We start from the raw sequence: 21,575 nt of genomic DNA on the forward strand, positions 1-21,575 counted from the left end.
ATTCCTTTCTTTACTCTTCCTTCTCTTTGATCAGGCCCCGCTTCTTTTTGCTGGCATACACGAAATAGTAGGGCAGGATCACCAGACAGCCCCCCAGACCCCAGATCAGCTGCATGGTCTTGGCATTGGACAGCATCCACAGGCTGGTAAGGATAGCAATCACGGGAATGGTGATGCCTCCGGGGATCTTGTAGGTCCGGGGACGGTCCGCCCATTTCTTCCGGAACACGATCACCGCCAGACAGGTGGGCAGGTACTGGGTGAACCGGGATACGGCGCTGATGGCCGCCAGGGTGGTGAAGCTGCCGCTCCAGGCCAGAGCAATGCTCAGCACCGCAATGACGATACTGGCCACATAAGGAGTCCCCCAGGGCGTCCGTTTGGCCAGCACTTCCGGCAGCATCCCGTCTTCCGACAAAGAGGTGCAGGCCCGGGGGGCAATGAAGGCTTCCGCCATATTGATGCCTCCCATGGAGAACAGGGTGCCCACCAGGATGATGTAGGATCCCACCGGACCCACCACCCGTCCGAAAGCGGTCTGGATGGGTGCCTTGTCCGCAGCCAGGTCCGGCCCCAGGATGCCGATGGAAATGGCCACCACCAGCATGTAGATCACCGTCACCAGCACCATGGTCAGGATGATGCCCCGGGGCAGGTTCTTCTTGGGGTCCTTGTAGTCTTCCGCTCCCACTGCAATGGCTTCAAAGCCCGTAAAGGCAAAGAACATGGTAATGGCGGCGTTGGCAAAAGCCCCGTCTTCCAGATGGGCCGGTACAAAGGGGGTGAAATTGCTGCCGTTGAGGAAGAAGATCCCCAGGGCGATGAACAGCACCAGGGGCACCAGTTTGGATACTGTCAGGATGTTGTTCAGATATTTGGAAGCCTTGACCCCTGCAATGTTCAGGGCGCTGAGGCCCCCGATCAGCACGGCTGCAATGATGTCCTTGGCCCCGTCCCCGGAAAGAGCCGGGAAAGCGGCTCCCAGGGCGGTGGCGAATCCTACGGCCATGGCGGCCCAGGCGATGATGGTCACCACCAGTTTCAGCACTCCGATCTCATAACCCCAGAAATCTCCGAAGGCCGCCTTGGCGTACAGATAGGGTCCCCCGTTCCGGGAAAAGAACCCGGCGGCTTCGGCAAAACACAGAGCCAGGGCCCCGGCCAGGAAGGCGTCGAACAGCAGGATCCCCAGGGAGGCCGGCCCCATCAGGGCATAGGCCCGGTTGGGCAAAAGGAAGATCCCGGTACCGATAATGGCGTTGATGCCCAGCAGCACAATGCTGAACAGTCCGAATTTCTCTTTTTTCTCTGTCATGTTATGCGTGTCCTCCTTTGGCGGCTGCGATGAAATCAGCGAAAATGGCTTTGGCCTGGGCATTGTTGATGGACATCATTTCCGGATGGAACTGATAAGCCATAAGATAGCCCTCACCGGTCCCTTCCATGATCTCCACAGTGCCGTCCTTGGCCCGTCCGGTGACGGCAAGGCCCCGGCCCACCTGGTGCACTGTCTGGTGATGGTGGGTATTGGTGACCCATTCCGTCCGGCCCAGGATTTTGGCAGCCCGGCTGCCGGCCTGGATTTCCACCGTATGGGTGGGAGTGGCCGGATCCTGGTTCTGGGAATGCTTCACAAAGGAGTTCTTGTCCAGGGACAGGTCCTGATACAGGGTCCCCCCGTGGCTCACGTTGATGATCTGGCAGCCCCGGCAGATGCCCATTACCGGGATCCCCCGCTTTTCCGCTTCCCTAAGGAGCAGCAGGTCGAATTTGTCCCGGGCCGGCCACACCGGACCGATCTGCCGGCAGGGTTCCTCTCCGTACAGGAGGGGATACACATCGTGGCCGCCGCTGAGCACCAGCCCGTCCACCCGGCTCATGATTTCCCGGGCGGCTTCCTCATCTTCCGTAAAGGGCACCAGGATAGCCACCCCGCCGGCTTCGTTCACCGAACGGATGTAGTCATCATTCACATAGGAGCGGTGGTACCCGGCAAAAACGCCGTGGTCATCCACCATATGGCTTCCGGAAACACCGATCAAAGGTCTTGTCATGCTGCATCTCTTCTTTCTGTAGTTGTTTTGTTTTTTACTGTTGTTTATTGTTTATGGAACAGCTGGTTGGCATAGCTGACGCTGGCCACTGCATTGGCCCCGTAGAAATCCGCGCCGATGGTCCGGGCGTATTCCTCGGTCATTACGGCACCTCCCACCATCACCCGGCACTCCGGCAGGGTCCGGCGGATCTGGCGGATGGTCTCTTCCATGGCTCCCACGGTAGTGGTCATCAGGGCACTGAGCCCCACCAGTCTGGCATTATGGTCCCGGGCGGCTTTCACCACTTCTTCCGGCGGCACATCCTTCCCCAGGTCGATGACCTGATAACCGTAGTTTTCCAGGAGCACCTTCACGATGTTTTTGCCGATGTCGTGGATATCCCCCTTCACCGTGCAGACCACAATGGGTTCTCCTTTTTCCGTGCTGGCTCCGGTGGCAATGGACTGCTTCAGGATCTCGAACCCGGCCTTGGCCGCATCGGCACTGACCAGCAGCTGGGGCAGGAACAGCTTTTTCTTTTCGAACAGATCCCCTACGATGTTAAGGCCAGGGATCATGGATTCATTGATGATGTCCAGGGCGGGTTTGCCTTCTGCCAACTGTTTCCGGACCCCGTTTTCCACCTGGCTGATGAGCCCTTTCACAATGGCTTCTTCCAGGGGATATTCCTTCTGGGCCCCTTTGGCCGCCGGTTTGGCACTGCCCTGGGATTTGGCCACGGCCACCATCTGAGGGGCGTCGGCAAAGTATTCCACATACTTCTTGCAGCCTTCATCCTTGCCGCTGAGGGCCCCGTAGGCAATGTAGGCGCCCATCATGGCGCCGCTGTTGGGATTGATGATCCCGGCGGACAGCCCCGCTTCCATGGCCAGGGCGAAGAAGGCGCTGTTCACCGCATCCCGGCTGGGAAGCCCGAAGGAAATGTTGGACACCCCCATGACCGTCTTGATGTGCCGGGCCTTCAGCTGCCGGATCACCTCCAGGTCGATCTGGGCGTTCTGTCCTCCGGTACTGATGGTCATGGCCAGAGGATCCATCACCATATCCTTGGCAGGGATCCCGTATTTCCCGGCTTCCGTGATTACTTTGTCCGCCACTTTCAGACGGCCTTCCGGGCTGTCCGCAATGCCTCCCTCATCCAGGCACAGGCCCACCAGGGCCGCCCCGTATTTTTTGGCCAGAGGCAGGACCTTCTCCATGTTTTCCGCCTTGCCGTTGACGGAGTTCAGCAGAGGACGGCCGTTGTACACCCGGAGCCCCCGTTCCATGGCTTCGATGTTGGAGGTGTCGATCTGGAGGGGAACAGAGGTAATGGACTGGAGGGTGAGGATCACCTTTTCGATGAGAGCCGGTTCATCCACCCCCGGCACCCCCACGTTCACATCCAGCACCTGGGCTCCCTTGTCCAGCTGTTCCAGGGCCAGTTGGCACACATAGTCCATGTTCTGGGCCTTCAGAGCCTCTTTCAGCCGGGGTTTTCCCGTGGGATTGATCCGTTCTCCGATGATCACCGGCATCCCTTCAAAATCCACCGCCGTGCCGTAGCCGGCAATGGCACAGGGAGCTCCGGAACGGGGAGCCGGCAGGGGAATGTCCCGGCAGGCCGCAATGAGCCGGGCAATGTGGTCCGGGGTGGTGCCGCAGCAGCCCCCCAGCACGGAAACCCCCGCTTCTGCAAAAGGCACCATGAGCGGTGCGTACCCGGCCGCATCGATGTGGAACACGGTCTTTCCGTCCTTCTGGACCGGCAGCCCCGCATTGGGGTTGGCCACCAGAGGGATGTCCACCGCCTTAAGGGCCCGGGACACCAGCTTCACCAGAGTGTCAGGTCCCTGGCCGCAGTTGAAGCCCACAGCCGCGGCTCCCAGGGCTTCCGCCATGACAAAGGCCGTGGTCACATCCGCCCCGTTCAGCAGCTTCCCATCTTCATCAAAGGTGAAGGTGCACACAATGGGCAGATCGGAGTTCTCCTTGGCCGCCAGGATGGCCGCCTTGGCTTCATAGCTGTCGCTCATGGTCTCGATGAGGATCAGGTCCGCTCCGGCGGCAGCCCCGGCCTTCACCTGGGCGGCGTACAGAGAGACCGCTTCCTCAAAGGGCAGGTCCCCGAAGGGCTGGAGCAGTTTCCCGGTAGGGCCCAGGTCCAGGGCCACGAACCCTTCCCGTCCTTCTGCGGCAAAGGCCGCCCGGGCATTTTCCACCCCGGTCCGGACCAGTTCTTCCACTTCCGGCTGGCCGTGGGCGGCACCGAACTTCAGGCCGTTGGCCCCGAAGGTGTTGGTTTTCAGGATATCCACCCCAGCCCGTACATAGGCCTGATGGATGGCCCGGACCTTCTCCGGATGGAGCAGGTTCCAGGTTTCCGGCAGTTCTCCCGGCTTCAGGCCGGCTTCCTGGAGCATGGTGCCCATGGCTCCGTCAAAAAACAGCCGTTTGGTATGCAGTGCTTCTGTAAAATTCATAGTTCCTCCTGACGAAAAGGACAGTCCACATTGCCGCAGGCAGCACATTTGCTTTTCTTCCCGCAGCGGCTTGCTTCCGGTCCCGCCGGTTTTTTCCCGCTCCGGTCGATGCCGATGACGGCGGTGACGCTTTTGGTGGGTGCCATGATGCCTCCGGCAGTCAGGGTGAGGCCGATGGTCTTGGGACAGTTCAGGAGACGGAAGATCTTCTGCTGTTCCGTCAGGTCCCAGTCCCCGTACCCCGGGGAAAACCGGCTCCGGTACTGCCAGGTATCCGGCAGATCCTGCTTCCACAGGACTTCCTGCTGATCCAGGTAACTTTCGATCAGGGAAGCAGCCACCGCCTGAGCCGCCGCCCCTTCGGCAATGCTCCGGATGCTGATCCGGCGCAGGGCCGTATCCACCCGGGCCCCCAGGGTAGCCCCGAACAGCAGCAGGGTGTCACAGCCCTCCAGGTGCCGGGCCAGACCGGAGCTGACAAATTCCGTTCCTTCTTCCAGGATCACCCGGCCCTTTTCCCGGTCCGTTCCCTGGAGCACCCGGCAGCTCCACTGCTGGATCACATTCCGGGGCTGGACTTCGTTCCGGAGCTGGAGAAAGGCACGGTCCACCGTCACTTTCGCCTGTTCATCCCCCGGCCGGGCCCCGAAATACCGGAGGGCTTCTTTTTCATCAAACTGGATCCGCAGGTTTCCCATACTGGTTCCCCTTTCAGCAGCGGATGATTTCCGACAGGTTGCTGCGGATGCCTCCGATGATGTCCGGCTTGTTCATGGTGTAGATGTGGATGTTGGTGAAGCCGTTGGCGATCAGATCCACGATCTGGCCGATGGCATAGGCCATCCCCGCCTGTTTCAGAGCCGCCGGATGGTCTGCGAACCGTTCCGCCATGGCCCGCAGAGGCGCCGGCACCGGGGTACCGCTGAGGGTGAAGATCTTTTCGATCTGCTTCAGGTTGGTCACCGGCATGATCCCGGCCACCACCGGCACGTTGATTCCCTTGGCCAGCATCCGGTACATGAAATTGTAGAACATGCTGTTGTCAAAGAACATCTGGGTCACCAGGAAATCACACCCGGCTTCCACCTTCATCTTGGTGTGTTCCAGGTCATCATCCAGGCCGGCTGCTTCCGGATGGCCTTCCGGATAGGTGGCCCCGCCTACGCAGAAATCCCCGTAGCTTTTGATCTTTTTCACCAGGTCGCTGGCATGGGCATAGTCCCCCAGAGGATGTTCCTGTCCCTGGGGCAGATCCCCCCGGAGAGCCAGCACGTTCTGGACATTGGCGGCCTTCAGCTGGTCCAGGACCCCTTCGATTTTCTGTTCATCGGCCCCCACACAGGTGAGATGGGCCAGGGCCGGCACCCCGCACCGTTCGATTTCAGACACCAGGGCCACGCTTTTGCCTACGGCAGTCCCGCCGGCACCGTAGGTAACGCTCATGTAGTCCACCCCCTGGATGGCAATGGTCCGGACGATTTCCTGGGCATGTTCCAGTTCACTGCCTTTTTTGGGTGGGAACAGCTCACAGGAGACGCAAACCTTCGGACTCTTTAAAAGATCTATGATTTTCAAAAAAGGTACCCCCTCACGCTGAAACAAAAGTATATCGTTTCATTTTAACGCAGGAGGTACCCAAAAAGCAAAGTTTTTTTCAGTTTTCAGCAACTGTCAGCCGGATCCCGGTGAACCTGCATTACAGTGACGCAGCAGGGGAGCAGGGGATTTATGCTTTTTTCACGTTTTCCCGTAAAATGGACAGTCCTTTTTCCAGCCGTCCCATGTCCTGTTCTGTGGACAGGGCCACCCGGAGATAAGCCTGCATTTCCCGCTTCCCGCACAGGAACCGGTCTGAATGGTAGACCCGGATTCCCTGCTGCTGGAAGGCCTGTTCCACTTCCGCTCCTCCCCGGGTATCCGGTATGGGCAGCCACCGGTAGAAGCTGAGGGGATGGCCCTGACCCTCCAGTTCCGGGAAATACCGGAAGAACAGCCGGTTCCGTTCCGCCGCCAGTTCCTGTTTCTTCTTCACCATGGCATTGGCGGTGCCGGTAAGGATCAGTTCCGTAATGATTTCCCCGTCCAAGGAGGATGTTTTCACATTCACATTGAAGAGAGCCTGGAGCAGGGCCTCCCGGAACCGGTCCGGATACACCAGGTAGGCCACCCGCAGACCGGCACAGAGGGGTTTGGAAGTGCCGCTTACATAGACGCTCTGTTCCGGCACCAGCCGGGCCAGGGGCCCTGCATAATCGGCCACGGTGCCGGCGGTGAAGAAGGCATGGATGTCGTCTTCCAGGAGGATCAGCTGTTCCCGGCGGATTACCTGGGCCAGGGCCTGTTTCCGCCGCTCCGAAATCATCCGGGTGGTAGGGTTGCAGCAGCTGGGCATCAGGAAGACTCCCTTCAGGGCATTCAGCCGGTGCTGCCGCTCCAACAGGTCCGCCCGCATCCCTTCCTCATCGCTGCCGATGGCCACCAGCTGGAGATGATGGAGCCGGGCCAGTTCGATGAAATTGGCATAGGTGTAGGTATCCACCCCGATCCGGTCCCCCGGATCGAACAGGGCCAGCAGGCTCATGGCCAGTCCGTTCTGGGTGCCGGACACCAGCATCAGATGGTCCGGATCCGTTTCCACCCCTATGTTCTTCAGCCAGTTTACCCCGGCCGCCTTCTGGTGGACCATACCGGTGGGAGAGGCATAATCCAGCAGCTGGGGGAACTGTTTCCGGCCGGCAATGTCCCGGGTGATCTCCCGGACCTGGTCCGTGAACACCTGAAAGGGGTTCTCGAACCCCAGGTCGATAAGGGCGGACCGGGGACGTTCTGTGGAAATGGTCACGGACCGGGCGGCGCTGGAGGCTACAAAGGTACCGCTGCCGGTCACCGCCTGGAGCAGCCCCTTCAGCTCGCACAGCTTGTAAGCCCGGGTGACGGTGGTAAAATTGATTCCCAGGAACCGGGCCAGTTCCCGCTGGGGCGGCAGCCGGGTGCCGGGAGCCAGGCAGCCGGAGGCAATGTCCTCCTTCAGCTGCCGGGCCAGGGACAGGTATACCGGCCGGGTAAGCTTGGCCCGGTCCGGTTTCCAGGACAGAGGGTAGTTGTAGAATCCGTTGATGGCCATAGGGACCTCCTGTAATTGTATTCCATACAATTATATGAAATATTGTATGGAGCATCAAGGGAATTTTCAGGATTTGTTTCCTATTTTAAAGAGCAATCGAAAAAATTCTCCGGTATGCCGTGAAGATTCCCTGTCAAAAAATTTTGTAATCCATACAATTTAGTCATTGATTGTACGGATTTTTAATGGTATGCTTGTGTTGCAAATGATACGAATTGGAGGTTATATCCGTGAAGCAAAGTACTGTTCCCTTCTCCCAGCCCTATGCTGTCCTGGTTCCCCAGCTGTCCCGTGACCGGCGGATCCAGGCCCTGCGCTGCGCCTTTCCCCACACCCTGCCCATCTTTGCCGGGTTCCTGTTCCTGGGACTCACCTACGGTGTCTACATGCATGCCGCCGGTTTTCCCTTCTGGTACCCCATGTTCATGAGCCTCCTGATTTTTTCCGGTTCCGTGGAATTTGTCCTGGTGAACCTGATGGTGGGAGTCTTCGATCCGGCCCAGGTCTTTCTGGTAAGCCTGATGATCAATGCCCGGCATCTTTTCTACGGGATCTCCATGCTGGACCGGTACAAAGGCACCGGCTGGAAAAAGCTGTACCTGATCTTCGGCCTCTGTGATGAGACCTTTTCCATCAACTACACCGCCCGGATCCCGGAGAACGTGGACCGGGGCTGGTTCATGTTCTTCATCACCTTCCTGAACCACATGTACTGGTTCCTGGGAGCCACCCTGGGAGGTCTGTTCGGAGGCTGCATCCGGTTCAACACCCAGGGTCTGGGCTTTGTGCTCACCGCCATGTTCGTGGTGATTTTCCTGGAACAGTGGCTGAAGGAAAAAAGCCATGTAAGCTCCCTGTTGGGACTGGGGATCTCCCTGGTGATGCTGAACCTGGCCGGTCCCAAGCACTTTATCCTGCCGGCCCTGGGCGCCATCCTGTCCCTTTTGCTGCTGCTCCAGGAGAACCTGGAGAAGAAAGGAGCCCGGCCATGAGTTTTCTCCAGCATCTTGCCATCCTGGTGCTGGCCGTAATCAGCACCCAGCTCACCCGTTTCCTGCCCTTCCTTCTGTTCCCGGCAGGGAAACCCACCCCGGCCCGGGTCCGCTACCTGGGCACGGTGCTGCCTTCAGCGGTGTTCGGCCTGCTGGTGATCTACTGTCTCAAGGATGTGTCCTTCACCACCGGCACCCACGGTCTCCCGGAACTGACCGGCATCGCCGTAGTGGTGCTCCTCCACCTGTGGAAGCGCCAGTTCCTGCTGTCCATGGCAGGGGGAACGCTGTGGTATATGGTGATGGTGCAGATGGGGGCCTTCACCTGAATGAAGGCCCCCATCGTGGTCAATTGTCAATGGTCAATGGCCCAATGACAAAATTTGCAAGCAAATTTTTAATTAACATTTAAAAATATAATCGCTGCTATATCAGACACAATATGGATTTTGCATAATAAAAGAACCCGTCCACTCAGGCGGGTTCTTTCCTTTAGCCATTGACATTTGACCATTGACCATTGACAGACCAACTTTATTCCGCCTTAAACAGCGGCAGATTGGCCAGTACGGTAATGTCCTTCCGGCCGATGGAATCTCCTTCGGCCAGGATGGCCATTTTTCCGTTCAGGGTGCCCCCGGCTTTGGCCACCAGTTCTTCCAGAGCCTTCATGGAGCCTCCGGTGCTGATCACGTCGTCCACCAGCGTCACCTTGTGGCCCCGGACCCGTTCAATGTCCTCATCCTGGAGGCAGAGCATCTGCTTGCCCTGGGTGGTGATGGATTCGTCCTCCACCACCAGAGGATGTTCCATATAGGCCTTGATGGATTTCCGGGCCACAATGTACCGGGGCATCCCCAGGATCCGGGCCATGGCCTGGACCAGGGGGATTCCCTTGGTTTCCGCCGCCATCAGGATATCTGTATCCGCCGGAACCTTTTTGGCCAGTTCCGCTGCGGTCTTTTCCACGATTTCCGTATCCCCCAGGATCACGAACCCGGCAATAGCCAGGGAATCCGAAATATTGATTACCGGCAGGGACCGTTTCACCCCTGCCACTTCCAGTTCATAATACCGTTTTGCCACCTTGGCACCCTCCCCGTTTTTTTCCTGTATTTTCCATTTATCCACAGGCTGGATGGCCGTTTTTTCCCGGTTTTCCCCCTGTCAGGACAATGTTATCCACATTATCCACAACACAAATGTTCATAAGTGGATAACTCTGTGTATAACTTACAGATCGTTGGTCATCCGGGGCGGCATGCTCCATTCCACCAGCACTCCGGTATTCACCCACAGACGGGTCAGGGCCTGCTGGCAGTCCTGCCAGCTGCGGCTGGGATCCACGGTCACTTCTCCGAAATGGTAGGTGCATTCATCCGTAGGGACCTGGAGTTTCCGGGGGCCCTGGAGAAAATCCCGCACTTTCTGGGCTGCTGCTTCCTCATCTGGGATAAAGACTGTCATCTCATGGGTTTCTTCGTTGTAATCCAAATATCCGTAATGTCCATTATAGTTTAAGGTAACACTTTGCACTGCCATTTCTCGCACCGCACCTCTCTTTATGATAAGTCATTATATCACAAAAGAGGGCTCTCCGTCATTCTTCCTTGCGGACCATGGGCTTCAGCCGCTGTTCCATGGGCATGGATTTTTTCGGGGCATGGGATTTGGCCCGGTCCATCATGGCCGCCTGGACGCTGATCCGCTTCCGGCCGTGAGGATAGGCCCGGCGCCAGGTACCGTTGGCCAGCATCACATGGGCCCCCACATTGTCCTTCAGGCACAGATCCAGGAATTCCTTCACCCGGTCGATGTGAGCCTTCCGTTCCACCGGGAACAGCAGTTCCACCCGGTCGTTCAGGTTCCGGGGCATCATGTCCGCACTGGACAGGTACAGTTCCTCACTGCCGTTGTTGGCAAAATAATACACCCGGCTGTGTTCCAGGAAGCGGCCGATAATGGACCGTACGGTGATGTTCTCGCTGACGCCCTTGATTCCCGGCCGCAGGCCGCAGATCCCCCGGACAATCAGGTCGATCTTCACCCCGGCCTGGGAGGCTTCGTAGAACTTCCGGATCACCGGCTGGTCGATCAGGGAATTCATCTTGGCGGCGATGTACCCGGTGCCCCCGTTCTTCACATGGGCGATTTCCCGGTCCACCAGTTCATAGATCTTTTCCCGGAGCCCGATGGGCGCCATCACCAGCTTGTTGAACACCGGCGGTTCCGAATAACCGCTGAGCACGTTGAAGAAGGCGGAGGCATCCTGGCCATACTGGTCGTTGGCGGTCAGCAGCCCCAGGTCCGTATAGAGCTTGGCGGTCTTGTCGTTGTAGTTCCCGGTGCCCAGGTGCACATACCGTTTGATCCCGTCCTCTTCCTTCCGGACGATCAGGATGATCTTGGAATGGGTCTTCAGGCCCATGAGCCCGTAAATCACGTGGCAGCCGGCTTTTTCCAGCCGCCGGGCCCAGACGATGTTGTTCTCTTCGTCGAACCGGGCCTTCAGTTCCACCAGGGCAGTGACCTGCTTGCCGTTTTCCGCCGCCCGGGCCAGCGCCGCCACCAGGGGAGAATTGCCGCTGACCCGGTACAGGGTCTGTTTGATGGCCAGCACCTGGGGATCGTCCGCCGCCTGGGCCACCAGCTTTACAATGGGATCGAAGCTTTCATAGGGATGGTGGAGCAGGATGTCATGTTCCCGGATTTTTCCGAACAGGTCGTCATAATCCGGCAGCTCTTCCGGCTGCTGCCCGGTGTAGGGAGTGAATTTCCACTGGTCCATCCCCGGCTGGTCGATGAACCTGTTCAGGAAGGTCAGGTCCAGAGGTCCCTGGATCTCATACACATCCCGGGGTTCCAGATCCAGGTTCTTTACCAGGAAATCCTTCAGGTACTTGTCGTCGGTGGCGTTGATTTCCAGCCGCACCGCAGCCCCCCGTTTCCGTTTCCGCAGGGACCGTTCGATTTCCTTCATCAGGTCCTGGGTGGCGTCTTCCTCCACTTCCAGGTCGCTGTCCCGGGTGATCCGGAAGAGCACCATGTCCACAATGGTGAGTCCCTTGAACAGATCCTGGCAGTGTTCCATGATCAGGTCTTCCAGGAACACATAGGCCCGTTCCCCTTCCTTCCCCACCAGGGAAATGAACCGGGGCAGCACGGAAGGCACCTGGACGAAAGCGATTTTCTGTTCCCCCTTCTGGTCCCGGAGTTCCACCGCGATATTCAGGGACTTGTTGGCCAGGAAGGGAAAGGGCCGGGCCGCATCCACCGCCATGGGAGTCAGCACCGGGAAGACCATTTCCTGGTAGTAGTTTTCCAGTTCCCGGCGCTGGTCTTCAGTCACATCCTTCACCCGGAAGAACCGGATGGCATATTTCTCCAGCTCATTGATCAGAGCGAAGAAATACCGGTACTTCAGTTTCATCTGGTTGTGGGCGGAAAGGGCAATGTTCCGGAGCTGGTCCTCCACATTCATCCCGGCAGCATCCACATGGTCCATCCCGGCGGCTTTCTGTTCGATCAGGCCGGCCACCCGGACCATGAAGAATTCGTCCAGGTTGGAGGCGGAAATGGCCACGAACCGAAGCCGTTCCAAAAGGGGCAGGTTCCGCACCCCCGCTTCCCGCAGCACCCGCAGGTTGAACTTCAGCCAGCTCAGTTCCCGGTTCACGTAATACTCAGGTTTGTTCAGATCGATTTTCATCATTTTTCCTCTGCTTTCTCTAAAACCGGCCGCAGGCCGAAGACTTCCTCAAAGAAACTCCCCCGTTTGCTGAAAGTCCATTCCTCCAGAGCCAGGTTTTCCCGGCTCTTGGCCCGGACCCGCAGTTCGTTTCCCCGGATCACCACTTTGCAGTCCCGGATCTTCTGCCGGCCGCTGATGTCCAGGGAATCCGCCAGCCGGAGGATGCCGGCCAGCTTGGCCACCAGAGGCGGGATCCCGCTGCCGAAATCCTTGGGTTCGCTGCCCTCCAGTTCCGGCCGGTCCAGAGTGTACAGGTAGGAAATCTGGGCAATGGTGTGGCACTGTTCCACGCTGAAGCCCAACAGATCCGCGCTGTCGATCAAATAGTAGTTGTACCGGTCATAGGTCCGCATGGAGGCGTATTTCCCGATATTGTGCAGGTAGGCCGCCGCCCGGAGGAGGCTCTTGTCCTCCTGGTCCAGGCCCTGGGACGGCGCCAGGGCGTCAAAGAGCACGCAGCACATGTTTTCCACCCAGGCCGCATGGGGAGCGTCGTAGTGGAACCGGTTTCCGATGTTCCGGACCAGGCTCATCTGGATGTCCAGCATTTCTTCCAGGAACTGCTGATCCAGCTGCCGGGCAATGTAGAGGATCTTCATCCCGTCCACGAACCGGTCCACCGGCATAAGGATCTGCTGGGCCCGGGACATTTCCATCAGCAGCTGGCACAGGGTAATGGCTGGCAGGGCCACTTCCGTTTCTTCCGGGGTCAGGCTGAACAGCTTCTCCAGCTGGCTTTCTTTCAGATGGTGTACCCGGTGGTAGAAGGCTTTCACTTCATCCGCCGTTAAGGAAACATTTTCCTTCCGGGTCCGTTTCTTCCCGAACAGGTCCAGGAGCACCTGGCTTTCCGTACCAGTGAGCACCAGCATGCTGATGGTCTCGTTTTCCAGTTCTTCCGCCACCACGCCAATCCGGTCCTGGAGATATTCCTTCAGGGCCTGTTCAAAATGGATGCTGGACCGTTCATTCCGGGTAAACTGTTCCTTCAGCCGGACCAGCCCTACATGGAGGTTCTGCTGGAACTTCACTTCCCGATCTTTCACATAGGTAAGACCCAGACCTCCGGAGGAAATGTCCGCCAGCAGCACCCCTTCCCGGGGCAGGGGCATTTTCCCATGGGTCTCCATGGTCCGCAGCAGGGACGCCATCTTGGTGTAGATTTCCCGGGACATGTTCACCACTTCGATCTGGAAGCCGGTCTTCACCAGCACCTGGTCCAGGAAATACTGCTGGTTCTCCGCTTCCCGGACAGCGGTAGTGGCCTGGAGGATATAGGATTTCACCCCGTACTCCCGCATCACCTGCCGGTACCCTTTCAGGATCTCCACAATCTGCAGCATGGTCCCAAAGGAGATCTTCCGGGTCTGGAAGGTTTCTTCCCCCAAACGGACCTTGCTGCGCAGCTCTGTAATGATCCGTATGTCATCCAGACCGGTGTATTCAATCAGCTGCATGGTGATGTTCTCTGAACCCAGATGGATCACCGCTGCTGACCGCAACTTTTTCTTAGCCATAAGTTCCTCCTTGCTTTGGGTATAACCCGGTTTGTCCTACCCTCTGTGTATCAATCGTGTTATACTATTTTTAGTTTAACACTTCTATTATAAGAAAAAAACAGTGTTCGCGGAGTATAGTTTTTTTATATACACGTGTGGATCGGGGGATTTTATGAAACGCATTGCCATTATCGACGTGGGGTCCAACTCGGCCCGTCTGGTGATCATGGAGATCCATGCTTCCAACGCCTGCAACCTGGTGTACAACCAGAAGGACCCGCTGCGGCTGGCCCTGAAAACGGACCGGAAAGGGTATCTGACGGAGGAAGCCTTCACTGCCACCACCAACTGTCTGAAGAATTTCGCCTCCATGTGCCGGATCTTCCACGCAGACGAAATCATCGCCGTGGCCACCGCCGCCATCCGGAACGCTCCCAACGGGGCCCGGCTGGCCAAGGCTGCTTCCCAGGCTTCCGGGATCAACCTGGAGATCATCTCCGGGAAAACCGAAGCCTATCTCAGCTATCTGGGCGTGATCAACACCATCGACGTAAAAGATGCGGTGATCTTCGACCTGGGGGGTGCTTCCACGGAAGTGATCCTGGTCCGGGACCGGAAGCTGGTGGACAGTGTCAGCCTGCCCATCGGCTGCGTGAACCTGACCAAGACCTTCAAGCTGAACAACACGGTGGATCCGGCCGCCCTGAACAAAATGCGCCGGGCCATCAACGACCAGATGCAGAAGGTTCCCTGGATTGCCGGCTGCGGCCTGCCTCTGGTAGGGGTGGGAGGCACCGCCCGTTCCGTAGGGAAGATCGAACAGAAACGGGCCAAATACTTCACCTCCAAACTCCACAATTACCAGTTCACCATCCAGGACTTCAAAGAATGGTACAAGACCCTGCCGGGCACTACCCTGGCCACCCGGCGGCGGATCCCCGGCCTGTCCAATGACCGGGCGGATGTGATCATTGCCGGTTCCTCCATCATCAAGGCCCTGGCAGACCGGAGCAAGGCCCGGAAGATGATTGTTTCCGGCTGCGGGCTCCGGGAAGGGCTGTTCTCCCAATACCTCCACGAACACACGGAACTGCCCCTCATTACCCCCAACATCCTGGAAACCGCCCGGGAAAACATGATCCATCTCTATTCCCCGGACGAAGACCACTGCCGGCTGGTGGCCAAATACGCCCTCCAGCTGTTCCAGGGCTGGCAGTCCCTCCACAAGCTGGAGCCGGCCCGGTGGGAACCTTTGCTGGAAACCGCCGCCCTGCTTCATGACATTGGCATCACCATCAACTACTACAACCACACCCGGCACAGCGGCTACCTGATCGAAAACGGCAAACTGTTCGGGCTGAACCATCTGGATGTGGTGTACACCGCCATCCTGGCCGCCTGGCACCACGGGGTGAACCGGGGCTATCTCCGGAACCGGCCTTACCGGAAGCTGATCCCGGAAATCGACATGAAACGGCTGAGCAACGCCGCTCTGCTCCTGGCCCTGGCGGAATGTCTGGATTACACCCAGACCGGGGCCATTGAAACCATCGAACCTGCCATCCTGAACGGAGGCGCTGTGCTCACCATCACCGCCACCCGGGCCCCCTCCGTAGAGCTCCAGCAGCTCCAGGCCATGACCAAGTGGTTCCGGAAGAACCTGGGATGTTCGCTGACGGTAGTTGTGAAGGAAATAGGATAAAAAAACGGGGCTGTTGCAAGAGCAACAGCCCCGTTGACAGAAATAGGGGGACTGCTTTGCAGTCCCCCTATTTCTGATGCTCATGGATCACGTCCAGGAAACTGGCGAAATCCATGGTCCTTTTTTTCAGCAGTACATCCACCCGCAGCTTCAGCAGGGGATGCTGGCTCATGTCCCTGGCTCTCAGCAGGGCCAGCCGCATCCGGGGTGACCAGTTCTTGTCCGGCCAGCTGTCCAGTACCCCCAGGGCCGTGCCCCGGCAGGAATCGTAAATGGAGGTCAGGGCCTTTTCCAGCAGGTCCTCCCCTTCCCCGGGATGTTCCTCCAGAGCCTGGAGCAGGGGCTCCATCACGTATTCCTCCTGAAGATACTCGTCTGCATGTTCCCGGGCGAACTTCATCACCCGGTTGAACCGCCGTTTATCCTGGGTATCCAGCAGGAACGGGTACAGCTCCGTCCGCCGGGGATCCTTCTTCAGCAGGTTCCACAATTCCCGGTGGATGTCCAGATCCAGGGCATAGGCCATATGGACCACGATCAGGTTCACCCGGCCGTCCGGTTCCAGCAGATTGGCCCTGATCTGGGGCAGCCAGTCCTGGGAGAACACCAGGGTTTCCAGCTCGCTGATCAGGATATGGCACTGGTTCATGGTCAGGTAATCCCAGCATTCATCCTCCACCATGGTCCGGAGCCCTTCCGCCATATTGATGAGGGCCGCTCCGTCCATCAGGTCGGTATGGTATTCCTGGGCATGCTTCAGGAACTTTTCCATTACCGAAAACAGGTCGATCACCGGCATCTTGTCATCTTCCGGTGCCTCCAGCTGCTGGAATCCCAACAGGAAGGCCAGGTAGTTCAGCAGGATATGGCTGATCCCCTGGAACTGGGGATGTTCCAGATGGGGTTCCGACAGAAGAGCCGGGATATTCACCCGGGAAAAGATCATCAGGGACACTGCCGGATAATCGATGGTCAGATCGCAGCCGTGGACCACCAGCCAGGCCTGGTCTTCCGGAGCAGCGAAATCATAGGCCTGCATGGCGCACAGCTTGCCCCAGCCGGAAGTGTGCTGGAGCATGTCCCACAAATCCTTCTGCTCCATCTGGTGGCTCAGTTCCAGCGCGTAGATCACAAAGCTGGTGAATTCCTCACACCGGGACAGGATCATCAGATCCTGTTTCAGCTGCCAGTTCACTGTCAAATCCTGCTCGTTGAGCATGTACAGACCGCAGATTACAATGGCCAGCTTCACCGTTTCCCGGCTGGAGGCTTCATACAGCCATTCCCGGGCCAGTTCCCACAAAGGCTGGGGAATCCGTTCCTCACTGAGGGCATCCACCAGGGATTCGTAGTAAAGGATGCAGGGGGTGGAAGAAATCCCCATGTACAGCATGGTGGCATTTTCCGGGGTGGGATCTTCCGCATAGGCCCGAAGCACCTGGTAAATCTGGTCCCCTACCGGATTGGCCGCCTCTTCCGCCTGGCTGTTGCTGGCCAGATAGGCGTCGGCAGCACCAGGTTCCAGCAGCACATCGCTGTCCCCGGCCACCACCGCCCGGTCCTCCAGATTCTCCCGGGTAAAGAACCCGTCCTCATCCAGATTGCTTTTGATATAGTCAAAAATGCTTTTTCCCTGTTTCCAGGGTTTCGTGCGTGTTTCCATTTTTCTCATCCTGTTTCTCAAAGTTGTAGCATGATGCAGAGAACTCATTATAACATAGAAAAGAGGCTGTTGCACGTTTTGTGCAGCAGCCTCTTTTGTCCGCCGTCAAGCTTGAGGAGCATCGGTCGTTTCTGGAACGACGGATACTTCCACCGTCTCCGTTTCTTCCTGTTTCATGGTCCCGTGGAGAATGGCCATGAATTCGTCTCCGGTGATGGTTTCTTTCTTCAGCAGGTACTGAGCCAGTTCGTCCATTTTTTCCCGATGGGCTTCCAGGATCTCCCGGGCCTCTTTGTGAGCCTTCTTCACCACGGCGAACACCGCCTCGTCGATCCGGGCGGCCGTTTCCGGAGCACAGGCCAGGGAGGTATCCCCGCCCAGGTAGGCATTGTTCACTGTTTCCAGAGCCACCATGTCGAATTCATCGGTCATACCGAACCGGGTAATCATGGCCCGGGCCAGCTTGGTGGCCTGTTCAATGTCGTTTGAGGCACCGCTGGTTACCAGGTTGAACACCACTTCTTCCGCAGACCGTCCCCCGGTCAGGGTCACGATCTTGTTGTACAGTTCTTCCCGGCTCATGAGCACCTTTTCCTGGGTATCCACCTGCATGGTGTACCCCAGGGCCCCGGAGGTCCGGGGGATAATGGTAATCTTGTGGACCGGTGCCGAATCCTTCTGGCTGGCCGCCACCAGGGCATGGCCGATTTCGTGGTAGGCAATGACCTTCTTCTCTTCCGGAGAAATCACCGCACCCTTTCTCTGGGCCCCGGCAATGACCACTTCCACGCTCTCCTCCAGGTCTTCCTGGATCACTTCCGAACGGCCCATCCGTACCGCCCGGAGGGCAGCTTCGTTGACGATGTTGGCCAGTTCCGCCCCGGAGGCACCGCTGGTAGCCAGGGCGATGGTATGGAAGTCCACCTGGGGATCCATCTTCACATCATGGGAATGGACCTTCAGGATGGCTTCCCTTCCCTGAAGATCCGGCAGTTCCACCGGCACCCGCCGGTCGAACCGGCCCGGACGGAGCAGTGCCTTATCCAGCACTTCCGGCCGGTTGGTGGCCGCCAGGATGATGACCCCTTTGCTGCCGTCAAACCCGTCCATTTCAGACAGCAGCTGGTTCAGGGTCTGTTCCCGTTCGTCGTTGCTGCCGAAGGATCCGTTGTCCCGTTTTTTGCCGATGGCGTCGATTTCATCGATGAACACAATACAGGGTGCCTTTTCCTGGGCCTGTTTGAACAGATCCCGGACCCGGGCAGCCCCCATGCCCACGAACATTTCAATGAACTCAGAACCGGAGATAGAGAAGAAGGGCACCTTGGCTTCCCCGGCTACAGCCTTGGCCAGCAGGGTTTTCCCGGTGCCGGGAGGCCCCACCAGCAGCACCCCTTTGGGCATCACAGCCCCGATGGCTTTGTATTTGGAAGGGTTGTGCAGGTAATTGACGATTTCCTGGAGGGCTTCCTTGGCTTCATCCTGACCGGCCACATCCTTGAATGTCTTGCCGGTCTGGGCGGCAATGTACACCTTGGCATTGCTTTTGCCGAAACTCATCATGTTGCCCCCGCCCAATTTAGGCCCCAGGTACCGCATGATCAGCTGGCCGATTACCATAAACAGCAGGAAGGGCAGGATCCAGTTGTTGAAGAAGGACATAATGGGAGATTCCTGTTTGGGGATTACCTGAGAGAATTCCACCTTGGCCTTTACCAGCCGGCTGACCAGTTCCGGGTCATCCACCCGTCCCGTTACGTAAATCTGTTCCTTTCCATCCTGATTGCACAAAAGGGCAATCCGATCCTTGGTGATTTCCACCTTGGTGGCTTTTCCCTCATCCACCATGTTCAGGAAATTGGTATAGCTGACCTCATGGACTTTCGGCTGAAAGAACATGGGACTGATGACCGTATTGATAATCAGGATCAGCAAAATGGCTGCGATGTAATACAGTCTGACTCTCTTCGACTGCTTGTCCGGATTTTTGTCATCCATGATATTTTCATCCTTTCCGCAGGGGTTCTGCATGCTTTTCTATTGATTATAGCACAAACCATTGTGAAAAATAACAGAACTTGATTTTCCGTTTAATTTTCTGAGAGTTCTGTACCATTGTCCATTATTTACAGACATTTTTGTCTTTTTGCCTTTCTTTTTTATTTACTTTTTGTTAAAATAGTCATAGTATTCAGTCCGTTATGCTTTTTGACCGTACCCAACCTGCACCGTTTTATTTCACTCAAAAGGAGGCACCATCCATGTCCAACGCAACCCAGAAGAAAAATCCCCAGGAAATCGGAGGTTTCCTGAGAGGGGTGGAAATCATCGGCAACAAACTGCCCCACCCTGCGATCCTTTTCTTCATTCTCTCCCTGATTGTCGTCGTCATTTCCCATTTTGCCGCATCCCAGGGCCTGACCGTCACCTATTTTGACGCCAGGGCCAAGGCGGAAGTCACCAAAAAAGCCGTCTCTCTGCTGAACGCGGAAGGGCTCCGGTACATGTTCGACACCGCCACCAAAAACTACACCGGATTCGCTCCTCTGGGCACCGTTCTGGTGGCCATGCTGGGGGTAGGGGTAGCCGAATGGTCCGGCCTGTTCAACACCTCCCTGAAAAAACTGCTGATGAATGCCAACCCCAAATTTCTCACCCCCATTGTGGTGTTCGCCGGGGTTATGTCCAACATCGCCTCTGATGCCGGATACGTGATCGTAGTCCCCATCGGAGCCATGATCTTCGCCATGGCAGGACGCCATCCCCTGGCCGGCATGGCCGCCGCCTTCGCCGGGGTATCCGGAGGCTTCTCCGCCAACCTGCTGATCGGAACCACCGATCCCCTGCTTACCGGGATCACCAACCAGGCCCTGATCGCCGCCGGCATTGACATGGTCCTGGATCCCACCTGCAACTGGTACTTCCTGGCCGCCTCCACGGTGCTGCTGACCATTGTAGGCACCTTTGTCACCGACAAAATCGTGGAAAAGAACCTGGGCACTTACACTGGAATCTACAAATCGGACAACCAGCCCATCACCCCTCTGGAAAACAAAGCCCTGAACTGGGCCGCCCTGGCACTGCTGGTTTATGTGGCCCTGATGGCGGTGCTCATGTTCCCGGAAAACGCCGTATTCCGCACCCTGGAAAAAGCCACCGGGGAGTACACCCTGAAAGCCTTCATGCACAACGGCCTGATTCCCGCCATCCTGCTTCTGTTCCTGATTCCAGGCCTGGTGTACGGAAAGATTGTGGGAAAGATCAACACTTCCCATGACCTGGTGGCCGCCATGACCGCCGCCATGAAATCCCTCAGCGGATACATGGTTCTGGCCTTCTTCGCTTCCCAGTTCATCGCCTACTTCGGCAAGACCAACCTGGGGCTTATCGTTTCCTTCAAGGGAGCCGATGCCTTGGAAGCCGCCGGCCTTACCGGTCTGCCTCTCATTATCCTGTTCATCTTTCTGTCCGCCTTCCTGAACCTGTTCATGGGATCCGCCTCTGCCAAATGGGCCATTATGGCGCCCATCTTCGTACCCATGATGTACCGGCTGGGCCTGTCCCCTGCTCTTACCCAGGTAGCCTACCGGATCGGGGACTCCTCCACCAACATCATCACCCCTCTCATGAGCTATTTCGCCATGATTGTGGTGTTCATGCAGAAGTACAAGGAAGACGCCGGACTGGGAACCCTGATCTCCATGATGCTCCCCTATTCCATCACCTTCCTGATCACCTGGAGCCTGCTCATGGGCGTCTGGATCTTCCTGGGCCTGCCTGTAGGGCCGGGAGCCGGACTGTTCCTGTAAGAAAGTGCATAACGGACGTAACAGAGGGTCTGCTGCGGATGCAGCAGACCCTCTGTTGGTCAAAGGCATAAACCCGCCGAATGGCGGGTTTCTTCGATTCAGGACGCAGCCGGTGCTGCTAACCCACCACCCATGCTGTGCATGGATACCCCCGCCCTTGAAAAGGGCGGATAACAGGCACGCGGGCAGTGCCCTTGTGCCTGAAAGCAAGGGCGTAAGCCCCAGCGTATATCCGCCCTTTTCAAGGGCGGGGGACCGTTGCGCCTGTGCAATGGTGGTGGGTTAGCAGCCCACAGGCTGCGTTTCCCTTCGGAGAAACCCACCAGGAGCAGGTTTCCTCCATTTTTTTATTTAAAAGAACCCGTCAGCCACGGGTTCTTTCCAACGGCCAGTGACCAGTGACCGTTGACCAGTGACAAAAAAAATTCCGCATCCATCAGATGCGGAATTTTCCTAACCGGCAGCTCCCTATCCTCCCGGACCGTTTCCAGTCGAGTACTTTCGGCGTATAAGGGC

The 21,575-nt window shown here is 57.5% G+C and carries 16 protein-coding genes; 4 read left to right on the forward strand and 12 right to left on the reverse strand.

Going from position 1 to position 21,575, the window contains the following annotated elements; translation table 11 throughout:
- Nucleotides 1-10: 10 nt before the first annotated feature.
- The 6 genes from ACZOF8_RS07600 to ACZOF8_RS07625 all read right to left on the reverse strand — a co-directional run bounded on the left by ACZOF8_RS07600 (nt 11) and on the right by ACZOF8_RS07625 (nt 7,643).
- Entirely contained in the window at nt 11-1,315 is a 1,305-nt protein-coding gene (locus ACZOF8_RS07600; RefSeq protein WP_022487703.1) for an APC family permease, read from the reverse strand.
- A gap of 1 nt (nt 1,316) precedes the next feature.
- Entirely contained in the window at nt 1,317-2,054 is a 738-nt protein-coding gene (locus ACZOF8_RS07605) for a gamma-glutamyl-gamma-aminobutyrate hydrolase family protein (RefSeq protein ID WP_022487704.1), read from the reverse strand.
- Nucleotides 2,055-2,098: 44 nt separating this feature from the next.
- The gene (locus ACZOF8_RS07610; RefSeq protein ID WP_308664511.1) at nt 2,099-4,519 is read right to left on the reverse strand and encodes a homocysteine S-methyltransferase family protein; all 2,421 of its coding nucleotides are present in this window, start codon (nt 4,517-4,519) and stop codon (nt 2,099-2,101) included.
- Nucleotides 4,516-5,217: a vitamin B12 dependent-methionine synthase activation domain-containing protein gene (locus ACZOF8_RS07615; RefSeq protein WP_022487706.1), complete on the reverse strand. Its 702-nt coding sequence runs from the start codon at nt 5,215-5,217 to the stop codon at nt 4,516-4,518. The genes ACZOF8_RS07610 and ACZOF8_RS07615 overlap by 4 nt, the downstream gene beginning before the upstream one ends.
- A gap of 13 nt (nt 5,218-5,230) precedes the next feature.
- A complete protein-coding gene (locus tag ACZOF8_RS07620; protein ID WP_022487707.1) occupies nt 5,231-6,094 on the reverse strand; it encodes a methylenetetrahydrofolate reductase in 864 nt (287 codons plus the stop codon).
- 151 nt (nt 6,095-6,245) lie between these two features.
- Nucleotides 6,246-7,643: an aminotransferase-like domain-containing protein gene (locus tag ACZOF8_RS07625; protein WP_022487708.1), complete on the reverse strand. Its 1,398-nt coding sequence runs from the start codon at nt 7,641-7,643 to the stop codon at nt 6,246-6,248.
- A 224-nt stretch (nt 7,644-7,867) separates the two neighbouring features.
- Between ACZOF8_RS07625 and ACZOF8_RS07630 the strand changes: the two genes are divergently transcribed.
- Both ACZOF8_RS07630 and ACZOF8_RS07635 read left to right on the forward strand, forming a co-directional pair.
- On the forward strand, nt 7,868-8,635 hold the full coding sequence (locus ACZOF8_RS07630) for an AzlC family ABC transporter permease (RefSeq protein ID WP_374047554.1): 768 nt from the start codon (nt 7,868-7,870) through the stop codon (nt 8,633-8,635).
- Nucleotides 8,632-8,964: a branched-chain amino acid transporter permease gene (locus ACZOF8_RS07635; protein WP_022487710.1), complete on the forward strand. Its 333-nt coding sequence runs from the start codon at nt 8,632-8,634 to the stop codon at nt 8,962-8,964. The genes ACZOF8_RS07630 and ACZOF8_RS07635 overlap by 4 nt, the downstream gene beginning before the upstream one ends.
- 205 nt (nt 8,965-9,169) lie before the next feature.
- Here ACZOF8_RS07635 and ACZOF8_RS07640 read toward each other — a convergent pair whose 3' ends face one another.
- The 4 genes from ACZOF8_RS07640 to ACZOF8_RS07655 form a co-directional block, all read right to left on the reverse strand.
- Entirely contained in the window at nt 9,170-9,721 is a 552-nt protein-coding gene (locus ACZOF8_RS07640; protein ID WP_279127995.1) for a phosphoribosyltransferase family protein, read from the reverse strand.
- A gap of 147 nt (nt 9,722-9,868) precedes the next feature.
- Nucleotides 9,869-10,102, reverse strand: a complete 234-nt coding sequence (locus ACZOF8_RS07645; RefSeq protein WP_229778420.1) for a hypothetical protein — start codon at nt 10,100-10,102, stop codon at nt 9,869-9,871.
- A gap of 133 nt (nt 10,103-10,235) precedes the next feature.
- Complete coding sequence (locus ACZOF8_RS07650; RefSeq protein WP_154487872.1) at nt 10,236-12,344, reverse strand: RNA degradosome polyphosphate kinase; 2,109 nt, start codon at nt 12,342-12,344, stop codon at nt 10,236-10,238.
- Nucleotides 12,344-13,903 carry a Ppx/GppA phosphatase family protein gene (locus ACZOF8_RS07655; RefSeq protein WP_154487857.1) on the reverse strand — a complete coding sequence of 520 codons (1,560 nt, stop codon included), beginning with the start codon at nt 13,901-13,903 and terminating at the stop codon, nt 12,344-12,346. Before ACZOF8_RS07655 ends, ACZOF8_RS07650 begins: the two co-directional genes overlap by 1 nt.
- 154 nt (nt 13,904-14,057) lie before the next feature.
- On the opposite strand from ACZOF8_RS07655, the gene ACZOF8_RS07660 reads away from it, so the two are divergent.
- Nucleotides 14,058-15,587, forward strand: coding sequence for a Ppx/GppA phosphatase family protein (locus ACZOF8_RS07660; RefSeq protein WP_154487858.1), 1,530 nt, complete (start codon nt 14,058-14,060; stop codon nt 15,585-15,587).
- A gap of 67 nt (nt 15,588-15,654) precedes the next feature.
- On the opposite strand, the gene ACZOF8_RS07665 is transcribed toward ACZOF8_RS07660, so the two are convergent.
- On the reverse strand, nt 15,655-17,250 hold the full coding sequence (locus tag ACZOF8_RS07665) for a hypothetical protein (protein WP_154487859.1): 1,596 nt from the start codon (nt 17,248-17,250) through the stop codon (nt 15,655-15,657).
- 105 nt (nt 17,251-17,355) lie between these two features.
- On the reverse strand, nt 17,356-19,248 hold the full coding sequence (ftsH, locus tag ACZOF8_RS07670; RefSeq protein ID WP_022487717.1) for an ATP-dependent zinc metalloprotease FtsH: 1,893 nt from the start codon (nt 19,246-19,248) through the stop codon (nt 17,356-17,358).
- 263 nt (nt 19,249-19,511) lie between these two features.
- Between ftsH and ACZOF8_RS07675 the strand changes: the two genes are divergently transcribed.
- Nucleotides 19,512-21,059: an AbgT family transporter gene (locus tag ACZOF8_RS07675; RefSeq protein ID WP_022487718.1), complete on the forward strand. Its 1,548-nt coding sequence runs from the start codon at nt 19,512-19,514 to the stop codon at nt 21,057-21,059.
- The last annotated feature ends 516 nt before the right edge of the window (nt 21,060-21,575 follow it).

This window comes from Acidaminococcus sp. (assembly GCF_057597765.1).